The sequence below is a fragment of the Psychrobacter sp. W2-37-MNA-CIBAN-0211 genome (assembly GCF_040309405.1).
Classification (GTDB): Bacteria; Pseudomonadota; Gammaproteobacteria; order Pseudomonadales; family Moraxellaceae; genus Psychrobacter; species Psychrobacter glaciei.
Genome location: NZ_JBEOOU010000006.1, coordinates 125,485 through 146,436, shown reverse-complemented (window position 1 = coordinate 146,436; position 20,952 = coordinate 125,485). Strand labels below are relative to the sequence as shown.

Annotated in this window: 18 protein-coding genes; 5 read left to right on the top strand and 13 right to left on the bottom strand. The window is 42.5% G+C overall.

The window, feature by feature from the left end; translation table 11 throughout:
- The first annotated feature begins 13 nt into the window (after nt 1–13).
- Nucleotides 14–457, top strand: coding sequence for a PACE efflux transporter (locus tag AAEY72_RS08245; protein WP_194620095.1), 444 nt, complete (start codon nt 14–16; stop codon nt 455–457).
- Nucleotides 458–576: 119 nt separating this feature from the next.
- Here AAEY72_RS08245 and AAEY72_RS08240 read toward each other — a convergent pair whose 3' ends face one another.
- Nucleotides 577–1,374, bottom strand: coding sequence for an enoyl-CoA hydratase/isomerase family protein (locus tag AAEY72_RS08240; RefSeq protein WP_240215857.1), 798 nt, complete (start codon nt 1,372–1,374; stop codon nt 577–579).
- A gap of 369 nt (nt 1,375–1,743) precedes the next feature.
- Between AAEY72_RS08240 and AAEY72_RS08235 the strand changes: the two genes are divergently transcribed.
- Nucleotides 1,744–2,556 (top strand): alpha/beta fold hydrolase, encoded by an 813-nt coding sequence (locus tag AAEY72_RS08235; RefSeq protein ID WP_194620091.1) that lies wholly within the window; start codon nt 1,744–1,746, stop codon nt 2,554–2,556.
- Between the two features lie 112 nt (nt 2,557–2,668).
- Here AAEY72_RS08235 and AAEY72_RS08230 read toward each other — a convergent pair whose 3' ends face one another.
- The 6 genes from AAEY72_RS08230 to AAEY72_RS08205 form a co-directional block, all read right to left on the bottom strand.
- Entirely contained in the window at nt 2,669–3,760 is a 1,092-nt protein-coding gene (locus tag AAEY72_RS08230; RefSeq protein ID WP_194620089.1) for an HpcH/HpaI aldolase/citrate lyase family protein, read from the bottom strand.
- Nucleotides 3,761–3,829: 69 nt separating this feature from the next.
- Nucleotides 3,830–5,056, bottom strand: a complete 1,227-nt coding sequence (locus AAEY72_RS08225; protein ID WP_194620087.1) for a cysteine protease StiP domain-containing protein — start codon at nt 5,054–5,056, stop codon at nt 3,830–3,832.
- A gap of 32 nt (nt 5,057–5,088) precedes the next feature.
- On the bottom strand, nt 5,089–5,913 hold the full coding sequence (locus AAEY72_RS08220; protein WP_352310166.1) for an HAD hydrolase family protein: 825 nt from the start codon (nt 5,911–5,913) through the stop codon (nt 5,089–5,091).
- A 42-nt stretch (nt 5,914–5,955) separates the two neighbouring features.
- On the bottom strand, nt 5,956–7,302 hold the full coding sequence (locus tag AAEY72_RS08215) for a phosphoribosyltransferase domain-containing protein (RefSeq protein ID WP_352310165.1): 1,347 nt from the start codon (nt 7,300–7,302) through the stop codon (nt 5,956–5,958).
- Nucleotides 7,295–8,938, bottom strand: coding sequence for an NYN domain-containing protein (locus tag AAEY72_RS08210; protein ID WP_352310164.1), 1,644 nt, complete (start codon nt 8,936–8,938; stop codon nt 7,295–7,297). Before AAEY72_RS08210 ends, AAEY72_RS08215 begins: the two co-directional genes overlap by 8 nt.
- A 55-nt stretch (nt 8,939–8,993) precedes the next feature.
- Nucleotides 8,994–10,226 carry a S1 family peptidase gene (locus AAEY72_RS08205; RefSeq protein ID WP_352310163.1) on the bottom strand — a complete coding sequence of 411 codons (1,233 nt, stop codon included), beginning with the start codon at nt 10,224–10,226 and terminating at the stop codon, nt 8,994–8,996.
- 859 nt (nt 10,227–11,085) lie between these two features.
- On the opposite strand from AAEY72_RS08205, the gene AAEY72_RS08200 reads away from it, so the two are divergent.
- The gene (locus tag AAEY72_RS08200; RefSeq protein WP_352310162.1) at nt 11,086–11,793 is read left to right on the top strand and encodes a hypothetical protein; all 708 of its coding nucleotides are present in this window, start codon (nt 11,086–11,088) and stop codon (nt 11,791–11,793) included.
- Nucleotides 11,794–11,914: 121 nt separating this feature from the next.
- A complete protein-coding gene (locus tag AAEY72_RS08195) occupies nt 11,915–12,655 on the top strand; it encodes an MHYT domain-containing protein (protein WP_352310161.1) in 741 nt (246 codons plus the stop codon).
- Between the two features lie 251 nt (nt 12,656–12,906).
- Here the strand turns inward: AAEY72_RS08195 and AAEY72_RS08190 are convergent, their stop codons facing one another.
- Nucleotides 12,907–14,049 (bottom strand): ATP-grasp domain-containing protein, encoded by a 1,143-nt coding sequence (locus AAEY72_RS08190; protein ID WP_352310160.1) that lies wholly within the window; start codon nt 14,047–14,049, stop codon nt 12,907–12,909.
- A gap of 545 nt (nt 14,050–14,594) precedes the next feature.
- On the opposite strand from AAEY72_RS08190, the gene AAEY72_RS08185 reads away from it, so the two are divergent.
- Nucleotides 14,595–15,893 carry a TerD family protein gene (locus AAEY72_RS08185; RefSeq protein ID WP_352310159.1) on the top strand — a complete coding sequence of 433 codons (1,299 nt, stop codon included), beginning with the start codon at nt 14,595–14,597 and terminating at the stop codon, nt 15,891–15,893.
- A gap of 139 nt (nt 15,894–16,032) precedes the next feature.
- Here the strand turns inward: AAEY72_RS08185 and AAEY72_RS08180 are convergent, their stop codons facing one another.
- From AAEY72_RS08180 to AAEY72_RS08160, 5 genes are all read right to left on the bottom strand, one after another.
- Nucleotides 16,033–16,641: a TerD family protein gene (locus AAEY72_RS08180; protein ID WP_010199561.1), complete on the bottom strand. Its 609-nt coding sequence runs from the start codon at nt 16,639–16,641 to the stop codon at nt 16,033–16,035.
- A gap of 169 nt (nt 16,642–16,810) precedes the next feature.
- A complete protein-coding gene (locus AAEY72_RS08175; RefSeq protein WP_189584490.1) occupies nt 16,811–17,563 on the bottom strand; it encodes a TIGR00266 family protein in 753 nt (250 codons plus the stop codon).
- A gap of 222 nt (nt 17,564–17,785) precedes the next feature.
- Nucleotides 17,786–18,361, bottom strand: a complete 576-nt coding sequence (locus AAEY72_RS08170; RefSeq protein ID WP_110922674.1) for a TerD family protein — start codon at nt 18,359–18,361, stop codon at nt 17,786–17,788.
- A gap of 480 nt (nt 18,362–18,841) precedes the next feature.
- Nucleotides 18,842–19,906 (bottom strand): DUF475 domain-containing protein, encoded by a 1,065-nt coding sequence (locus tag AAEY72_RS08165; RefSeq protein WP_352310158.1) that lies wholly within the window; start codon nt 19,904–19,906, stop codon nt 18,842–18,844.
- A 294-nt stretch (nt 19,907–20,200) separates the two neighbouring features.
- Nucleotides 20,201–20,776, bottom strand: a complete 576-nt coding sequence (locus tag AAEY72_RS08160) for a TerD family protein (protein ID WP_189584499.1) — start codon at nt 20,774–20,776, stop codon at nt 20,201–20,203.
- Nucleotides 20,777–20,952: the final 176 nt, after the last annotated feature.

The window sequence follows — 20,952 nt, the reverse complement described above, 5'->3', positions numbered from 1 at the left end:
TTTGGAGTCTTGGTTGATTACTTTATCCCCACTCAAACGTCGTATCGTCTACGTGATTGTGTTTGAGATTATCGCAATTATTTCCTCTACCTTTGTATTGATGAAACTAAGCAATAGCGATGCAGCAGACTCTCTACCCGTTGCAATGATGGTATCTCTGGCTGCAATCATTTGGAACTTTGTATACAACACCGCTTTTGAGACTTGGGAGGAGCGCAGGCAGATAGCAGAGCGCACGCTACTGATTCGTAGTGTCCATGCATTGATATTTGAAATCGGTTTGGTTTTGATCTGTTTGCCGTTATATATGTTTTGGTATCAGGTTGGTTTGCTCCAAGCATTTATAATGGAAGCCGCTTTACTCGTATTTTTCTTGATTTATAATTTTGTGTTTACCTTTATTTTTGACAAGGTATTTACCTTACCTTATCACTATAAGTCAGCATCTGCTTCTTAACCACAGATATAAACGAAAAAAGGGCTACCATATTGGCAGCCCTTTTTTTGATGCTATGAATAGTGAATTATCTGGTTAAGAATAGGTTCAGCCGCCAAATTGAACAGCCTATTACCCAGTTATTTTCCCTGATAAACTGGCTTGCGCTTTTCCATAAAAGCGGTAATGCCTTCTTTAAAGTCATCCGTGACTGCCATCATGTTTTGTTGTTCAACTTCCATATCAAGCGCTTCGTTTAATCCAGAAAAAGCGTGAACATTGATCATATGTTTCATTGATGCCAATGCTTTACCCGGTAATTGACTCAAACGAGTGGCAAGAGCCTGCACGCTTGCGTCTAATTCATCTGCGCTGACGACACTATTTACTAAGTCTAAACGTGCCACATCGTCTGCTTTGAGCTTATCACCTAGCATCACCAGCTCAGTGGTCTTGGCAGCACCGATTAATTGATTTAGTAGATAAATACCACCAGCATCTGGAATCAGACCGATATTGACAAAGGCTTGGACGAATTTTGCATTGTCAGCGGCGATACGGAAATCGCAAGTCAGTGCCAGATTCATGCCTGCACCAGCGACCGCACCTTCCAATTTAGCAATAATTGGCTTATGAATATTACGCAGTTTTAAACTCACTTCAGCGACTTCACGTAGCATAAAATCAAGCTTTGCGACTAATGCCTCAGACTCCATACCGTTCTCTAGCATTTCACCGATATGACCACCACTAGAAAAGTTATTGTTTGACCCTTGTAGCACAATCACGCGTACGTCTGCGTCTTTATCCGCTTTATCAAGCGCATCTATCATTGCGTTTTTTAATGGCGTGCTAAAGGCGTTCAGGGTCTTAGGATCGTTCATGGTGATGGTAGCGATATGATTTTCGCTTTGATACTCGACTAGAGATGGTGACATCTTGGCTTTCCTTAGTTAAATTAGCTGGGTAATAGAGGATTCAAAATAGAAGCTGAGCAGGTTTTGTAACAAATAATTCACTATTGATTACTATAGCAGCTTGCTATGATTATAAAAGCAGGTTTTGTGGGCGCTTAGGACAAATCGACAGTGTGGTTTAATTTATCTCGCTGTGCTAATTCCTTAGGAGGCCCCGATAAAAACGGCCCATTCAGAAATAAGACTATTAACTGAGTGGCTGGTGAATTATGCTAAAAGAACAGTGGAAAAAGTAAAGTGTTAGAAAGACAGGGCTAAAAAGAAAAGACAGTCATATGCTTAGGGTCTGTTGAACATTAATTTTTTAATCGATTACACAAGGAAGTTGTTATGCCAAAGATAAAAATCAATAACGCCAATATCTATTACGAAGATAGCGCCCCAAACGATACGCAAAAACCAGTCATGGTCTTTGCTCACGGGCTACTTTGGAACACTAGAATCTATGACAAACAAGTTGAGCATTTTCAGGACAGCTATCGCTGCATCGCTTTTGACTTTCGCGGACAAGGTCAGTCGCAAATTACCAAAGACGGCTACGACATGGACACCTTGGCAGATGATGCTATTGGTCTACTAGCAGCGCTCGATATAGACAGCTGTCATTATGTCGGTCTATCGATGGGCGGCTTCGTTGGACAACGCATCGCTATCAAAAAACCAGAGCTGCTAAACTCATTAACCCTAATAGATACTTCGGCTGATGCTGAAGACCCTGATAATATTCCTGGCTACAAAAAGCTCATTACGGCTATTCGTTGGTTGGGTATGAAAAGGGTGAGTAAAAAAGTCATGCCTATTATGTTTGGCAGCACTTTTTTGACAGACAAAGCCCGTAAAACCGATCAAAAAGAATGGTTGGCGATGCTCAACGGTAATCGCAAAGGTGGCGTCGTCAAAGCCACGATGGGAGTCATCGAACGTGACGCTGTCTATGATCAGCTTGATAGCATCACGACGCCTACTTTAATCATCGTTGGTGATGAGGATGTCGCTACTCCTTACGACAAAGCTGAGCGTATGCACTTCGCCATCGATGGCTCTAAGCTTGCGATAATAAAAGGCTCTGGACATACTTCAACGGTAGAAGAGCCTGAACAGGTCAATAAAGTGCTCAGTCATTTTTTGACGAGCTGTGTATGATAAATACTGCTAACTCATAATAATAAAGACGCCGTTATCATTGATTTGATAACGGTGTCTTTGGTTTTAATGCTAACTAAGCTAGAGCTCTAGGCGTGATGTGTAGCTAAAGCTACAGTCGCGATGCATAGTCACTATGACCATCATTGATGGTGCCGAATACGTCGGCACGATTGACGATTTCGGTTGCCCATGCACGATGCGTGGCAGGCTCTAGCATGGTGTTGTTGTATTTAAACACCGCTTTGGCTTCGCTATGCAATATGGCTTGTGCCTCATCTAACGTGCTCATCGGCACACAGTAGGCCTGTTGGACTAAAGCGATTTGGCTAGGATGGATGACTGTTTTACCGACTAAGCCCAAGCTGACATCTCGGGTCAGCTCTTGCATAAACAGCGTTGGCTGATCTAAATACTCAAAGACCGGCGCAGTGAGGTAAAAGCCATGCGGCACAAAGCAGCCAAGCAGCTGATAAACAAGAGTACCGATAGGGGTGTCATAGACAATACTGTTTTTCGGACGGCGCAAGCGCAGCGCGGCAAACAAGTCATTGCCGCCGATACGTAGAGCAAAGACTGGCTGGCTAAAGGCTTCTTTAAAACCAATGGCCAGTTCTTGATTGTGATGCGGGTTAAATAGCGCAGCGGTCTCAAGCGTGGGCATGAGCAACTGATCGATGCTGAGATTCTGACAGGCCATCCGCCAGTCGGATAAGCTATACATATCGACTTTGGGCATGACGAAGCCGTCGATAAGATCTATATGAGTATAGTCTGCCAGTTGTTGCAACATCATCGGATTGCGCGGACGTATAAAGACCAGTGGACGCGTCGGATGCTGGTTTTTTTGCTCTGATTGCTGATCTGACTGCTGCTCTGATTGAATGCCAGATTCTCTTGATGGATCATTGATACTATCGACGTGTATCGCCCAAGTATTGAGCAGGGTTTGCAGTCGTGTCAGTGCCAGCTCGACATCGCTGTGACTAACGGCATCTTCTAGGCAGATAATAATACTATTAATCGTTGGTAATTTATCACGCTTAATAACTTGCCAAATATCTTGGCGAGTAGCAGGCATATAAAGGCTTGCACCTAGCTGATACGGATGATGAGTACTGGGCTTGACCATCACATGCCGTTCAGTGATGAGATGCGCATAAGACTGAGTATAGTTATAAAGGTTTGATTCGTTGTTTGACATAATTGGCATCGTAAATAGTGATAAATGAGTGGTTATACATGGTCATAACAGACAGCTTATATCGTTGATTCAACTGTCTTTGCTACGCTGCTTGATAAGAGTGATGGCTTGATAGGGTAGTATTTTATCACCTAATACACTGATATTGATATTTCGCTGCGCACATAAATGTCGCAACAATACAGTATCAGGATGCTCAGCAGTGGCTAATAGGATGCGCTCAGGGTCACGGCGCAATATCGCCCGTGTTGCCTCCGCAATCGTTGGCTTAATACGGTTACGATTGGTGATAGCGTAGTCCGCTGCCAGCTTATTGATTAATTCAGCAGTTTGGTAGCGCGGCTGCTGGTAGGTTGGCAAGCACTGTGGGGGTGTGCTCAATGAACGCCGTGCCGCATCAATATGATTGATAAATGCTAAGCTATGATCTACCGCGACCAAATTATCATAAAAGACGCTGCGATGGAGACCTGATTGCGGCTCGGTATATAAGCTACGCGAAATCAAACCCGAGACGGTACTGTTTAGCAGTCCCGATGGTATCAACCAATCTTCTTCACTAGCCGACAGCCAAGCAACACCAGCGGGATCAGCGAGTGTTAAGAGGGGTATGACGGTAGTGTTATTGACAGTACCTTGATCAGAAGTGCTTTGATCAAAAGTATCTTGACCAAAAGTGCTTTGATGAAAAATATTGGCAAAATGTGCATGACTAGGGTCGCTAAAGGCTTCAAGACTCCGCGCCAATTCTTGATAAATGGCACCTTTTCCTGTCCAGCCATCGACGAATACTATCGGACTGTTTGGATAAGCATCCAGCAGCATTTGCAAAGCGACTGGATCAAGCCCGCGATCTCGAATGATGCTGATGCCATAATGCACACATGGCAATGTGTAGCTGCTATCGATATCTGTTAAAGCACGCTGCAATAATACCCCAATCGGCAAACCAGCTCGCACCAAGCTGACCAATACTAATGGGCGTTCAGCGTTAACCGCTTGCTCAAAAGTATTGTGCAATGTGTAAGCCAAGTTGGCAATATCAGTCGCAGTCCTCGTTGTGCCTTGCTTTAGCGCCTGAGAATATAGCTGCTCATGCATCGCAGTTGGCGCGACCTCTAAGGTCAGCATATCTGAATAGTGCCGTTGCCCACTTTGGATCAGCGCTTCTTTTTGGCTAACAGGTACATCAGCGACCGCGTCTTTATCGACAATATCGAGCAGCACGGTCACATCGCTGGCAAGATAGCTGCCTGAGCCGTATTTCTCTAGTTTTTGAATATAAAGGTTAGTCATAGAAGGTCTTTTACTCGTATAAGCTACTGTTGTTATAATTGTTGAGAACTAAGATGGTCATGTAGCTGACCATGGTTGGGCATACCGTACCAGTCCAATAGCTGTAGAAAAGGCAAGTCGGCTAAGCTATCACCAAAACCAAAACTGGGGCGCTGGCTGTCTAAATAATTCTCTAATAAAAACTGTACTGCATGGCGCTTGTGAACCGCATGCGGCAGTATCGCTAAGTTATTGGCATTCACATGGACATAAAAATCTTGATCAAAATTTGGTATGAGTGTGGGTAGCTGCTTGGCTAAATCAGCTAATGCTTGATGATCTTTTTGCGCGTGTTTAATCGCCAAATAAATAGTGAGTTCACTGTCAATAAAAACATCGCTATGTGGGGTAAGTTTTAAGCCATTATTAGCCCCAACGTCTTCTTGATTATGATTACCAATCAAGTCAGTCAACTGCTTTAGTTTGCCTTGTAATGGTGCAAGCTGCTCATGCATATACTGCTGCCATGCGCTTAACAACTCACCCTCAGCCGTTAAAATAATCGCGCCATGGGTTAAGACTTGCCAACTGTAAAAAGGCAATTTAACACGTTTGATTTCATCACGGTCACGTGCCGTCACTACTATCAATTCGGTACTAGCCAATAGCCAATTAAAGAGCGAGGCTTGGCGCTGACTCATAAAGCTTAACGGTTCGCCTTGCTTATTGACCGTGGCGCAGACCAAATTTTCAGGTTCAGTAGTGGGCAAATCCCATGCGTCGATTTTACGCTGGGTTTGAAATAAGGTATCGTCCAAATCCATAAGTGCGTAAGGTTTAATAATGTCGGGATTGGCTTGGAAAAATGGCGTAGTCATAGAAATGTCCGTAAATCATGGGTTTAAAAATCATTGAATAACTTACAGCGTAGGACTCACCACCAGTACATTATCTAAATTTTGCCACAGGTCATCAACACTATTGCTTGAGGTTTCCACACACAATACGATCAAGTCCCAATCACTAGGCTCAACATTATAAGCAAAATTGGTCATACCAAGCCCATAATTATCGCCAAAGCTCAGCATCGTCGTAATCGCACCACCAAGCGCAATCGGTGAGCGGGTCAACGCACTAAATTTAACGATAGCATCTGTGTCTGAATCTGACTTTTGAGACGCTGCCTCAAGCCATTCCGCCAATAAAAATGGCAACCAAACAAACTCATTGCTGCCCAATACCAAGATTCTTTTTGGCAACTGAGTAACATCAAAGATTTTTTGATCATTAAAGCTTTCTTGGTCATTAAATCGTGCAAATGCAGCCTGAAAACTTGAAAGATACTTATCAAACCCCTCTGTACTGTCTAGCGTTGGAAAACGCCCCCAGTTGCCCGTATGACCAAGCGCTTGACTACCAGCAGCAGTGGTATCAACTGATGGCATAGTGATGGGTTCAGGATTGGGTGCATCTGTCCATTGCCATGCGCCAGACAATAAGTGATGACGATGAAATTCAATACCCGTCAAACGATCCGCCATCCGCGCAGGCTTGGCATCCTCTGTCTGCTTGTTTGTGTTTTCTTGATCTAATGACCAATCCACCAAAGTGGTGAGATGTACTTGCTTTAATTGTGTCAGCCCTGCATTGCGTAGGGCAGTGACGACATTGACGCATGTATTACCCGTTGATGCCTCATCATCGACCATAATCAGCGTTTTACTAGCAAGTAACTGCTCTTGAGTGACCTTATCAGAGCTTTGATAAATCAAATGCTGGCTAGCATGACTGTGGTCTTCACAAAAAGTCGTCAGTAAAGAATTGGCACCATTAGCATCACTACTTTCATCATGTTGTGCATGACGAGTAGAGTTCAATAGTAGCGCTTGAGAATAGCGCGTTTGTAATGCTTGATGGACACCAGCAGATAGACCAACAGCGGTCTCTGCCATACCAATGACCAGAATTGGCGTTGGCAATTTATTAGGCACTAAGTTTGCCAAATCCGTAAAAGCATGTCGCATGGTACTGGGCGCGACTGGAATATGGCGACCTAGCACTTTTGAGACAAATAAAAATGCACGTTTGGGATTAATGCGCTGAGCAAAGCCAAGCAAGTCTTTTAATTGATAGCTATCGTTTTTTTCTAAGTTATTATTATGAGTTGCAGAATTAATCTTATAGGTCAGATCAAGGGTGCCGCGTGGTAGGGTGATGCTGTGTTTATACATATTATTAGCCGTCATATTATTTTCAATATCAATCATCGCTTAGTTCTACTCCATATTTTTCGCATAAAAATCGTAAATCGCCTTTTATAACGCTGTTTTGAGGGTGCATATGCCATTCATTGCTTTTTTTAACTAAGACAAAAAGCTTACGAGTTTGAGCACTTTTTAAGTTTGTACCAAACTCTCCTTCATATATAATTTTTTTAGAGTTTCTAATGCTGACTTTTATTGGATGGGCGGACTTTAAGTTACTATCTTGTGCGGTGGCAACGAAAACTATCTGAGTGATTTGTTTATCTTGCTCTGCAAGCTTACAGCTAAAGTAAGTTGCTCGTGAAGAAGGTGCTAATTGAAGGTCTTTGAGTATAAGACTAGCATCAGGACTCTCGTTCTGACCATAGAAAACCATATCTTGGTCACCTCTAACTACGTTTTCATTGGTCAATCTGAAAGCGATGTAATCTACATGTGCGGAACCTGGACTTCGTAAAGATACTTCAATGTTAGAATTCATAAAAACTGGATAAGATTTAGTATTGTCCATATCTTTATCTATAGTACTTGCATTCGATTGTACACTTATCTTTGAGTAATTCTTATCACGTACATATAGTGTGGAGTTTATAAACTTTGTTTCAAATAAATCAATTTTATTAATAATATCGGCAAGTTTAGAATATCCATAATACTTGGGATCAAAAGAAGAGTAATTTTTCTTTATTCCACTGCCTACCAAAGCAAAGTTCACCCAGTGGCCATCTTCTGCTTTAGGGTGGTCAATGATAGAAGCGCGTAAGCTGTTGATTAGCTTGGTATCACATTTTAGACGATTTTCATCCCACACTGATATGGTATTAGAGCTTGACTCAGCAGTTGAGATTGGCAATCTATCATCTTTTAGTTTAATAGAAAGCACTTTATTCACAGTGTATACGTCATACAATGCTATTGCTCTAATCAAGTCCGAAAACTTTGCATAGCCGTATTTATCTAATTTGACATTTTGATGATGTTGTTTGAGTTGACCAGCAATATAAGATAAATGCGACCAACCTTTATTGGAGTTAGGATTGTTCTGAATAACTTTATTTAATATAGTGATGAAATGTGTCTGCGTTTGCAGACTCTCTGTCGTCCATCGCATTGTTGTATTACTAGTGAGGTTTTTAGAGGTATTTGGATTATTCGATTTAACGAGTTTTTCTTCAGCTTTACTTTTCGTTTGTAGCGTAATTGCTGACAGTGTTTCTACATAGTAGAACTCATCACAAGCTTGAGTGAAAGCAATGACAGTGCTATGTTTACCAAAGCCAAATACTTTGACACCATTTTTGCGTATACGTAGTGCTAATGAAGTAAAGTCACTGTCACTTGAAATCAGGCAGAAGCCGTCGTAAACATCACTGTAGAGCAAGTCCATTGCCTCGATGACCATGCCAATATCAGTAGCATTCTTACCTTTAGCATAAGCAAATTGTTGCATAGGATTGATGGCATATCTTAGCATTGCGTCCTGCCAGCTTTTAATATGAGCATTACCCCAGTCACCATAAATGTTCTTGCAAGTGATACGTCCAAACGTCTCTATCTTTTGCAAAATATAGCCAATATTATTTGCCGAGGCATTATCGGCATCGATAAGCACGGCAATATTATGGAGCTTAGCTGGCATTCATATTCCTTAATATATTTTTTTAAACTAATTACTTTATATTTTTCATTGTTTCTTAACCTTGACAGCCCACCAGCCAAAGCGCCCCGCGACTTTGTTTACTGAGTTGCGGGGTAGTCAGTGGAGCAGTTGTGGCGTTAGATCCGTGAGCAGCGCTATCCAAATTGATACCAGCGCTCGCAAGTAGGGCAGATAATAACTGAAATTTTACCGCATAGTTCATATTTTGTGCATGCTCATGGACGAGGCTGGCAGTCACCATGCCGATTACCTCGCCTGTTGGCAGTAACAGTGGACTGCCACTAGAGCCGGGCTGAATTGGTGCGGTAAATTGCATGTAACGAATGTCATCGCTTAAGCCTGTTAGTCCTGAAATACAGCCCTGCGTGACTTGTAGTTGACTACTCAGTCCTGATAGCGGGAAGCCCAAAGTGGTGATAGTCTCGCCCAAAATATCCGAACACTGCTGCGCCAATGGCAGGTGGCAAGGTAAAGGGTCGCTCACTCTAATAATGGCTGAATCGCTACCGACATCACTGAGTACCACTTGCGCCTCACGGTCAGGCTGACCTTGCTGGCGTACACCAATCATCGCCGCCGATTCAATGACATGATAACAAGTCAGCAGGTGATACTCATCAATCGCAAAAGCCGTACCTGTCCATGTTTCACCAGCTTGAACTTGGCGAGGCGTGCGAGTGTCACTATTGGGAGAATTACGCTGCTGCTGCTGCGCCTCTTGAATGAGCGCATGAGTATCTGGCGGACGAATATCTAGACTGACTTGTACTCGTTGCTCAAGGCTTGCCAGTCCTTGGGTCGAGCTTTCACCGAGCGCTCGGCATTTAAATTGCCCATTGCGTTTGTAAATCTCAAACACGATAGCGGCTTTGACATGGCGCTCGCTTGCTATGAAGTCATAGTGAATAGCGCCACCGTTTAACGTCAAACTTACCTTGTGTAATTCGACAGCGGGTAAATTAAGTGTTGGCTCTTGATAAGTATAAGCGATTAGTTGTAAGAAGCTAACCCCTTGCACATCAAATAAATCAGGTAAATCAAGCTGCCATTCGCGTGGCGTATCGCTATTGTCCAGCTTTGCCCAGTCTTTAGGCTCGTGCAAATAGGCGGGACTACAGACCGCTTTGCGCTGCTCATTTAGAGGTAGCCATAATAGTCCAAGTTGCTGCCCAAACCTAAGCGAATCTGAGGTCGTAAATTCAACAGTACAGCGTTCTTGAGTGATCACTGTGTTTGCGCCTAACACTAATGTGGTCTGTGCTGTCATCGTATGTATCCTAATTGATATTTTCGTGTAGTCGTACTCGCGCGGAGGCTTTATTCGTATGACTGCGATAGAAACCATATTTAGCTATGCTAAGAGTTTAACTCAGATGTTATATCAGTGATTTTAGAAAAATGAATATGCTATGGGGTAAATAGTAAGTGAAAAGCATAGCGTCAGTTTAAAGTAAAAAACGTGTACTCGTCACAATGTTTTACTGACAAGCTTTCGCTATTAATAAGAATGATAGAAGCTAAAGAAAATCTATTAATAACGTCACATAGTTTTAATATGATTCGATAGAAACTCTATTGAGTTGAGTAAAACCTTATCCAAATCATGGCTTTAAAGAAATAAGATGTCTATAAATTAGTAAACTTATATTCTGTATTATGCCTTGAGCCATCTATCGGATAATGTCACCACCTATCGGACAATGGCTTGTGAAGTATTGCTAGACCATAAGAATATCGTGATAATGCGATAAAAATTCATTACTGTTTAGAAACTTTACTGTAGCCTGCTGCTCGTAAAGAGATTTCAAAAGTAACCCCGTATCTGAGACCACCGTTCCTGTCTTATTTTAGCGCTCACTTTTTATTTTTAAATATACAAAAAGCTAAGAATTGCATAGCTGCGAGTAATGCTGTGTTTGATAACTATGCTTATAAATTTATCAGTTATTACAAGTAAGACGGTTTAGTCACTCTATGTTTAATCGCATAGTTAGAAAAGAATTTTACATATTGCCTTCCCATCATATTTATACGACATAACAGTTAACGAGATAGAAGCTCGCTGTCTGATTTATACAAATGGTTTGGTATAAAAGCTTAGCAGTATTTTAGAAAAGGAATGACTTTTGAAATTTTCTTGTGCATTAGAGACGTCTTCTGAACGCATTCGTTTGGTTAATGTTATTTCACCACTTATCAAAGCAGGTTATCAGCTCGTCTCCCAGAGACAAGAATCATCAGGCAGTGGTGGCAACATCATTCATGTCATTGCGAGAAGTATAGGCGCTAAGACGCAAGCGGATTTGATCGACGACTTGTCCTCTATTGATGGTTGTACCTTGTTTAAACTCGAAATTGATGAAGAAGGTATCTCATCATCAGCACCTGTGCAAACAGGCGAGGATGAAAAAACGACGTTAGCCGCTATTGGTGCTCAATACCCCAAAATAACAGATATCGTCAGCCAATACGAGGTTAGCTTGCCTAGCGATCAGCGTGCCGCTGCACTGCATCAGTTAGGACGAAAGGTTGGCGGTGGTATTTATCAACGTGATTATTCACTTGGTAGTCCACTAAAAATGCCAACGACAATCAGCCGAGAACTCGTACCAGCCTTGAAAGGGTTTTGTAAGGTCAAAGCGAAGAATAACGTGGTTTCTTTAATTAAATGTCCATTCTGTAAGTCATCAGACAGCAATCATTCAGGATGTCATTTTGTCATCGGTTATATCGAAGGATTTTTGGCGAGTAATCCTGCTATAGAGACAGTCCAAGTTGAGGAAACCAGCTGCGGTGCTGGTAGTACCAATATTTGTGAATTTACCATCGGGTAAACAAAATTAATCATAGACGACTCAATGTCTATATAAAACAATAGTGAGCGCATGGTGTGTAAGGGCTTATTCAAGTCTACGCTAAAAGGCTCAATTCTCATTAAATACAAAAGGCGAAAAAATGATTGAAGTTGAATATAACCTGCTTTTGGTGTTGGTTTCATATGCCATCGCAGTGTTCGGCTCTTATGTGGGTCTAAATCTTGCCATTCGAGTGCCATCTGCTAAGCCAGGATCAGACCTATATTTTTGGGTCGCGCTATCTTCGATTGCCATTGGTGGTGCTATTTGGTCAATGCATTATATTGGTATGATGGCAGTCGATATGAAAATGCCAGTTACCTATAATCTGGGCATGACAATTGTTTCGATGCTGCTTGCTGTTGGTTTTGTGGCTATTGGTATCATGATCGTAGGGCGCGGTGCGTCTAGCATGAGTAAACTGATTGGCGGTGGTGTCTTGACTGGACTTGGCGTTGCAGCCATGCACTATACTGGTATGGCTTCAATGCAGATGGAAGCTACGATGTCATACAATATTCCACTTCTGATCACCTCAGTGATTATTGCCATTGTAGCTGCTATCGCGGCATTATGGTTGGCATTTAACCTACGCGGTACCTTACAGCGTTTCGGTAGTGCGTTCATTATGGGTCTTGCCGTTTGTGGTATGCACTATACTGGTATGGCGGCTATGGAGATGGATGCTACTAACCATATGATGTCTATGAGTTATACGCATGATAGTGCAATCTCTTCAGCGATCATTATTTTTATTGGCTCAGCGATCGTATTGAGCTTGTTGTGGGTTCTTGCATCTAAGAATGCCCCTAAGAAAGCAACACTAGTATTTGGCGAGTAATTCTCAGCCGTTGTTTTTCATCGTTAATGTATGATGTAAACAGTAAAAAAGGTTTTTAGATTGCTATCTAAAAACCTTTTTTGTGCTTGACGATCTTGACTATCAATTAGGCTTATAGTCAATGAGGCCTATAGTCGATTCAATTTAAAAGTAGTACAAGGCAACCGAGTGTAGATGTATATGTGATACTTCAAGCGAGGTTAACGCTGTAATACTTTTATAGTGGAATGACTATATCCTCACTTAGTAAGTTACTCAGCGTCTGTCTCTTCAATTTTGACACTCATCATCAGCGAGCGCACCTGACAAGGCTTAATTTTTTGAGCAATGTCCTCTAACTGTGGCTTTGCCGTTAATCCTAGCCAATAAGCAAATCCGACTTGTGTGAGATCGATACCGCTATGCGCTGTATAACCGATGCCGCCAGAAGGGCGACTATTAATCTCAAGGACACGGTGTTGACCGTCATCATCTGCCTTGGTCTGTACGCTGACGATACCATCGCAACCAAAGGCTTTAATTAATGGAATCACCACATCCATAACGTCCTGCTCGTAGCCGACATGCTGGATTTTGCCAGTTTTATGACGAGTAACGGCTGCCAATACTTCACCATATTCACAGACAACATCGATAGAATACTCTTGCCCTGATAAGTAAGGCATCAGCAGCATCGGAATAGGGCGCTCATGTACCATTTGGCTATGAGTATAGGCATTCACAAACTGCGCGGTATTGATTTTTTTCTCTTCGGTAAAGTATAAATGCTCAAAGCTATCGTAATGCACGCCATCGTCTTTGGCCAGATCCAGCCGCCAAAAGCCTTGTGCAAAAATACCAGTGACCGGTTTGACGCATAAAGGCTGATGACCATGCTCGCTAAGTAAAGCTTCAAGCTCAGCAGTATTGTCAAAGCGCCAAGCGTCTGCCACCGGAATGTTATGGGCATGGCACTGCTGCATAAAGGCAAATTTATCATCGATACACTCTAATGCTGCGACGCTGGTTGCTCCTGTCAATAATCGAATGCCAGCGGCACTAAATGCCTCACGCTGCGCTTCATAGTCGATACCATTACGACCAGTCAGCAATACTTTTACGTTGTGTTGTTTGGCTTGCTCTAAGACAAATTGCCAGCGCGGTGTGACGGGTTCAGGTATGATTTGCTCATTACTGTCGAGTAGGGTTTTGGATGGCTCAATATATGTGCTGTCGGCAAACTCAAAAATTTCAGGTCTGTCATGGCGGTGTGACGCTATAACATTAAAGGGCGAGTGCGCTTGTGTTTTTAGGGCTTGCAGGCTGGCTAACATATCACGCTGGCTAGACTGACCTTCTGCCAACCAAGCGGCAACGGGGGTCATAGAAAGGCTATCGTTAGCAAGGTTACTCATAATTCTCTCAGCATTATTATCAATGTTATAGGTAAGTGTTATAGGTATTAGATAACCGGGTGTGATTGTCGCACGTTTCTTGTCAAGATGGTCAATACTCATCCGTTGCCAAAAAAGCCACGCTGCGCCGTCGCTTATAGCAAAGTCTATTATATAGAAATGCTACGCTCTAGGGCGTGTCCTCATTTAAAAAATGGCGATAAAAATGAGATAAGTTGCAGTCAGACAAGGAAAATAACGCAGATGATATCGAGATATTAGTTAGCTATAGTCAGAGCACTTTTAAACCGCTACGGTGTTATCCGTCCTAGATGTATTCAGTGTACTACCTGCGGTCGGTCGCCTTGTAGCGATTCTAAAATTCCTTGACTATATTTGACATTGTTTGGCAAGATTTAACTATTTTTAGCCCATTTCGATGACCATCGATTGAATTGAGAGCACGCCTTAGTGTGCTGATTAAAAATCTGACATTATCCATGCTACTATACGACGATAGTGAACATAAGAAACGCTAATATAATAAATAACTCAAAGGACATATGATGAGCCAGAACCAACTTCAAAAACTGATTGCTGGTGCCAATGCGCCACTACCGACGGACAATATTAGTATTCGCATTTTAAGTCAAAATGCCATCGATTGTGCTGCTTATCGTCTGACCACTGACGGTAAAGTGCGCGGTGATGGCGATATGATATTTTATGGGCAGACGCGTAGTGATGACGGCAATGTCAGCTTCCGAGGTCACGATAGTGACGGATTTTTTGATATTAATTTAGCAGCGCAACCGGCGAATATTGATAAAATTGCCTTGGCATTTTCTAGCGCGCAAGCCTTGGCGCAAATCGGTGATGTTGATATCCAAGTATTGCAAGGCAGTCAAGTGCTGATGACTTGTCAGCTTAGCAGTGCTGGGCGTAATGAAAAAGCCATTATCCTTGCAGAATGCTATCGTCGGCAGGGCAGCTGGAAGTTTCGATTTATTGCCCAAGGTTTTGAAGGCGGTCTGAAGCCGTTGTCTGAGCATTTCGGTGTTGAAATCGCCGATGAAGCACCAGCTCAGCCGCCATCTCAAAACAACAATCAGGCTCAAAACCAGTCACAGGGTCAGGCTCAACCTATCAATACTCAACGTCCAATCAATACGCAAAAGGCGGGCAGTGCCTCTCAAGCAAGCACGCCGCCACCTATTCCAGCCAATCCTGCTATCAATTTGAGCAAAATCACCTTAACCAAAAATCAATCCAGTATCAATCTTAAGAAACGCGATGACTTTGGCAAAATCTCTGTCAACCTAAACTGGAACCAACGTCCAGATATGGATAAGCAAGCACCGAAAAAAGGCTTGTTGGGTGATCTGTTCAAGCAGCATAAAGCGGGCGGTATTGACCTTGACGTAGGGGCGATGATTCATCTAAAAAATGGCGAAAAAACCCTGATTCAAGCTTTAGGCAATCGCTTTGGTAGTTTGCAATCAGCACCTTACGTTTGTCTGCGCGCCGACGATAGGACAGGACAAGTGAGTGGCGGTGAGTGGCTCGATATCAATGGTCAGCAGTGGTCGCAAATTGAGGAAGTATTTATCTTTGCCTTCATCTACGAAGGTGCGCCGAACTGGGCAAAAACGGATGGGGTAGTGACCATTCATGTGCCCGATCAGTCGCCGATTGAGACGCGCTTAACAGAAGGTACAGGCAACTTGCCAATGTGTGCCATTGCGCGTTTGGTCAATCAACAAGGCAGTATCAACGTTGAACGTATCAATCAATACTTTAAAGGCCATCAAGAAATGGATAAAGCCTTTAATTGGGGCTTTAGCTGGAAACGTGGTAGTAAGTAAGTGCTTGAATAGCACCCCTTAATACAAAAAATCAGCCCGTCTATTATAAATAGACGGGCTGATTGCTTTTGAGCGTTAACGTTTTAAAATGCTGATTTTCAAGCGTTACGAGCAAAAACTATTTAGACTTTATAAGCCATTAAGCATGTGGCGTAATAGCAGGCATCAAATCATGGAAAGTACGACCTGAGGCAGTTTCGCCAATGGCATGCATTTTCCATTCGTTATTATGACGATAGACTTTTGCCATTACCATCGCTGTATGACTGCCTTGCGCTGATAAGTTATAGCGCGCGACCTCTTGGTTATTATTGGCATTTACGATACGGCAAAAGGCGTTTTCTACTGTCTCAAAGGTCTGTCCGGTAAAGCTATTGACGGTAAATACCAGAGAGACGACATTAGCAGGGATTCTTGAAAGATCGACGTTGATAACTTCGTCATCGCCATCACCATCACCCGTGCGATTGTCGCCTGTGTGTACGATGCTGCCATCTTTTGATTTGAGCTGGCTGAACCAAATGGCATCGACTGCTTGCTTGTTGCTATCGAACATGATGCACGAAGCATCCAAATCGATAGAATCGCCGCCACTACCGCCGCCAAATAATTTGCCTAAGAAGCCACCTTTTTTCTCTTGCGGTCCTTGTGCCACGTCCCAACCTAGACCCAATTTTACTTGAGTCAGATCGCCGCCGGCTTCTTTGCTTAGGGATATTTTTTGTCCCTTCTGTAAACTAACTGCCATGATAAAATCCTTATATCACTCTCAAAAAATACGATTAGCTGTGTCAAACTCGCTTAGTCTACAAGGCGTAGTACTTGCACTCATTTTCCTTACTAATCAGATTTTTGTACATGATATTATAATAATTGTGGGTGATAAATTGTGAGTAAAATTGTCTTGAAAAATTAAGTTATAAGATATTATCTAAAAAACCACCACCGCCGCCACGACCTCCGGAGCTACTGCCCAAGATACTTTGTAGCCAGCCTTGATAGCTGTCACGATTGCGTGAGCAGATAATGACTTTACCATTGCCTGAGAAGTTCAACACCATGCCTTCGCCACTAGTGACTGAATTGATGATGCTGCTCATGATACCTTTCTTCTTACTGGTTGAGACCGACAGCTTGTATTCAAGATTCGAGTCCCAACAGACCACATGACCATTATCGATGATGACGTCTTTTTCTGGGGTGACATCAATCTCAAACAACGAGCCAAAGCCAGATACCACGACCTGACCTTGACCTTGCGTCTGCATAACCATAAAGCCACCAGTATCACCAAACACTGCGCCGCCAAGGTTACGTTGAATATTGGCTCTGATATCGACACCCGTTTGTGCAGCGACGAAAGCGCCATCGCTCAAGGTATATTGCTGATTACCGACATCAATGATTTGCATATCACCATCTAAGGTTGGCGCAAGTAAACAATCGCCTTCACCATTCACCGCTTCAATCTGCTGCTGAAACAATGATTCATCGTTCGCAAAACGGCGCATCAATGATTGCATGAGGCCACCTTGCAACTTACCTTTAAGCTCAAGATTAGATTCCATCATGACCATCGCATTGGCTTCACAATAGATCGAGTCGCCTTTTTTGAGATTGCAATGTAAAAAAGGCTCGATGGTACCGATTAAGCTAAACGTTGCGGCCATGGGGTGTAAATCCTTATTCTAATACAGTTGAAATATGCTTTTTTAATATGACATCTGTGATTCTAAATCATTAACTTGATTGATTTTGGAGACGCTATTAAATTTAAAGCCATCAAATGCTTTAAAAGGGCATACTTGATGGCTTATGTAGATAGCCGACAATCAGGTGTCTGACTGCCGCTATTAACTGTTTGAGTGATTAACGTTGCTATTAATAAACGTCTAAACGTTGACGCCATAAGAGCCGGCTAATGGTCCAAGACCACCGCTGAAGCCTTGACCAACGGCGCGGAATTTCCAATCACCGCTGTGACGATACAACTCGCCAAAGATCATCGCAGTTTCAGTGCTACCGTCTTCTGATAGGTCATAGCGTGCAATTTCACTGCCGCCATTGTCATTGACGATACGGATATAAGCTTCGCCTACTTGACCAAAGTTTTGATTACGGGCTTGGCCTTCATAAATGATGGCGCAAAGTGCTACTTTATTAACGTCAGCTGGAATGCTCGCTAGGTTTACTTTGATCGCTTCATCATCGCCATCGCCTTCACCAGTGCGGTTATCGCCAGTATGCTCGACCGCGCCATTGTCTGATTTTAAGTTATTGAAGAAGATAAAATCTTGGTCGTTACGAACTTTACCTGCTTCATTGACCAAGAAGCCAATCGCATCCAAGTCAAATTCTTGACCGTCAGTGGCGCGTGGATCCCAGCCAAGACCGACCGTAATATTGGTCAAACCTGGTGCTTCTTTTGATAAGTTTACGTTGCCGCCTTTTGTTAAGCTAATAGCCATATAGATATCCTTTAGATTAATAATTAAGTGGATTGGGTTGTGAAATAAATGAACTAAAATTATGCAGTGACTGATATATGTGGGTAAATCATAAAAAAACTACCTGTATGCCATACCCTGCATATCATTACGTTTTACTATACTAAGCGTTTGCTCAGTAAGCAAGGCGTATTTTGTGCACTTACCAGATGGTTACTAAGGGACATATCAGTGCTGCAACTCTGATACTTTTTAACAAACCTAGTAACAGTGGTTAAGATATTGTTATCGCAAAGTATTTTATGAGTCTTCAGAAGTTGGCTAAAGGGTCAGATAATAAGCAGCTGAAAAACTTTGTAAAAGTTGCATACCGTAAATAAAAAATGCTCATAAACGAAAACAGGTTATACCAACATCTTGGTATAACCTGTCATTAAAACGTATTATGCTAAACAAAATGTATGACGTTTGATGCTTACTACGCTTCAAACTCACTGTTTATCAGTTAATAGATTTTGCTTCTCGCTTACGATAATTGAGTGACGCGACAAACGCCCAGCCAATAAAGGTAATACCGATAAGGCCAGTGATAAGCTCTGGTACATGAAACTTCACCGATAGCAGCATAATAATGGCTAAAGCACCGATGGCATAATGGGCGCCATGCTCAAGATAGACATATTCATCAAGTGTGCCTTTATCGACCAAGAAGATAGTCATCGAACGCACGAACATCGCACCAATAGCAAGACCTAGCATGATGACGATGACGTCATTGGTAATCGCAAATGCGCCAATCACACCATCGAAACTGAATGAGGCATCAAGGACTTCTAAGTATAAGAAACCAATAATACCACCTTTCATAATCGCGCTAGTTGCAGCACCAGTACTGTTACCTTGAGTGTCTAGTTCTTCTTCAAGATCACCTTCAAGCATACCAGAGACTACCTGTACACCTAGATAAACCAAGATACCCCAAACACCCGCAATCAATACAGCAGAAGCTTGTTCAGCGGTAGCCCAAGATACTGAAATCATCAAGACAATAAGCGCAACGAAGACGCTCATGGCATCCACTTTACCTAGCTTTGCAAGACGACTTTCAAGCCAGTCAAACCAATGCACTTCTTTTTCATCGAATATAAAGTTCAAGAAGACCAGTAGTAAGAAAATACCGCCAAATGCTGAAATTTCAGCATGATGTGCCATTAGTCTTGCTGAGTATTCTTTAGGATCGTTCAATGCCAAATCTATAACTTGCATCATACCAAGGTCAGCGGTGACCGCGACGATGACAATGGGGAACACCAAGCGCATACCAAATACGGCGATTAAAATACCAACCGTTAAAAATATCTTTTTCCAAAATTCGTCCCAGCCCTTTAGGACTGAGGCATTGACCACTGCGTTGTCAAAGGATAATGAAATCTCCATGACGGCCAAAATAGCAGTAATAGATAGGGTGGTTATCAAACCGCCCATACCACCATGTGAATATCCCCACCACGCCGCGACTGCTAAGGCAATGGCCGTGAAGATAAAGTCTAAATAAAAATGTCTCATGACACATCCTGTCTAGTTGCGTAAAGCTAAGGTTGTCTATTATAGACAAAGCATAAAAAAGCGGTTATCGCTAACCACTTTTTTATGCATAATTCTAAACGAAACATAAAGCATTATTGGTTGTTTAGCTATCAATAATTGTGGCTATTTTGCAACTAAAAGTACGTTATTCATTAGCTTATTCAGAACTCTACAAAGCTACTTAGCATAGCTAACTAATAAAGGTACTTTGAATGCTAGTTTTAGCAGTGCTTATCACCCCAATTACGATAATGATATAATCTAAACACAGGTTTAGATATCAACGCCGTATTGCTGACACATGGCTTGCAAGCCGCCAGAGTAGCCCTGACCAACGGCGCGGAATTTCCATTCGCCGTTATGACGATAGACTTCACCAAATACCATTGCGGTCTCAACAGAGTAGTCTTCTGCCAAATCAAAACGTACTACTTCGGTGCCAGTATCTTCATTGACGACACGGATGAAAGCATTGGCTACTTGCCCAAAGTTTTGGCTGCGAGCTGCTGCATCGTGAATGGTGACAGTGACGACGATTTTATCGACATCGGCAGGTACTTGGGTTAGGTTTACTTTGACGACTTCATCATCACCGTCACCTTCGCCAGTACGGTTGTCACCAGTATGCTCAACCGCGCCATTGTCAGATTTGAGTTGGTTGTAAAAGATAAAGTCATGATCGCCGCGTACTTTGCCAGCGGTGTTTAATAAAAATACGCTGGCATCAAGGTCGAACTCGGCACCAGAAGTAGCACGCTCATCCCAGCCAAGACCGATAAGTAGCTTGGTTAAATTTGGGTCCGTTTTGGTTAGCGATAAATTACCGCCTTTATTAAGTGATAATGCCATGAGATTGTCCCTGTTGTTAGCGTAAAAATTTTTGGTATGAAGTAATGAAAATAAAAGCGATGTTGAACCAAAATTGGTGCAAGACCATCGCTTGATAACGCTCTATCATAACAACAAAAAATGACCCAATCAAAGTAGATTGGGTCATTATTGTGTTTCATCGTCATTGGGCAAAA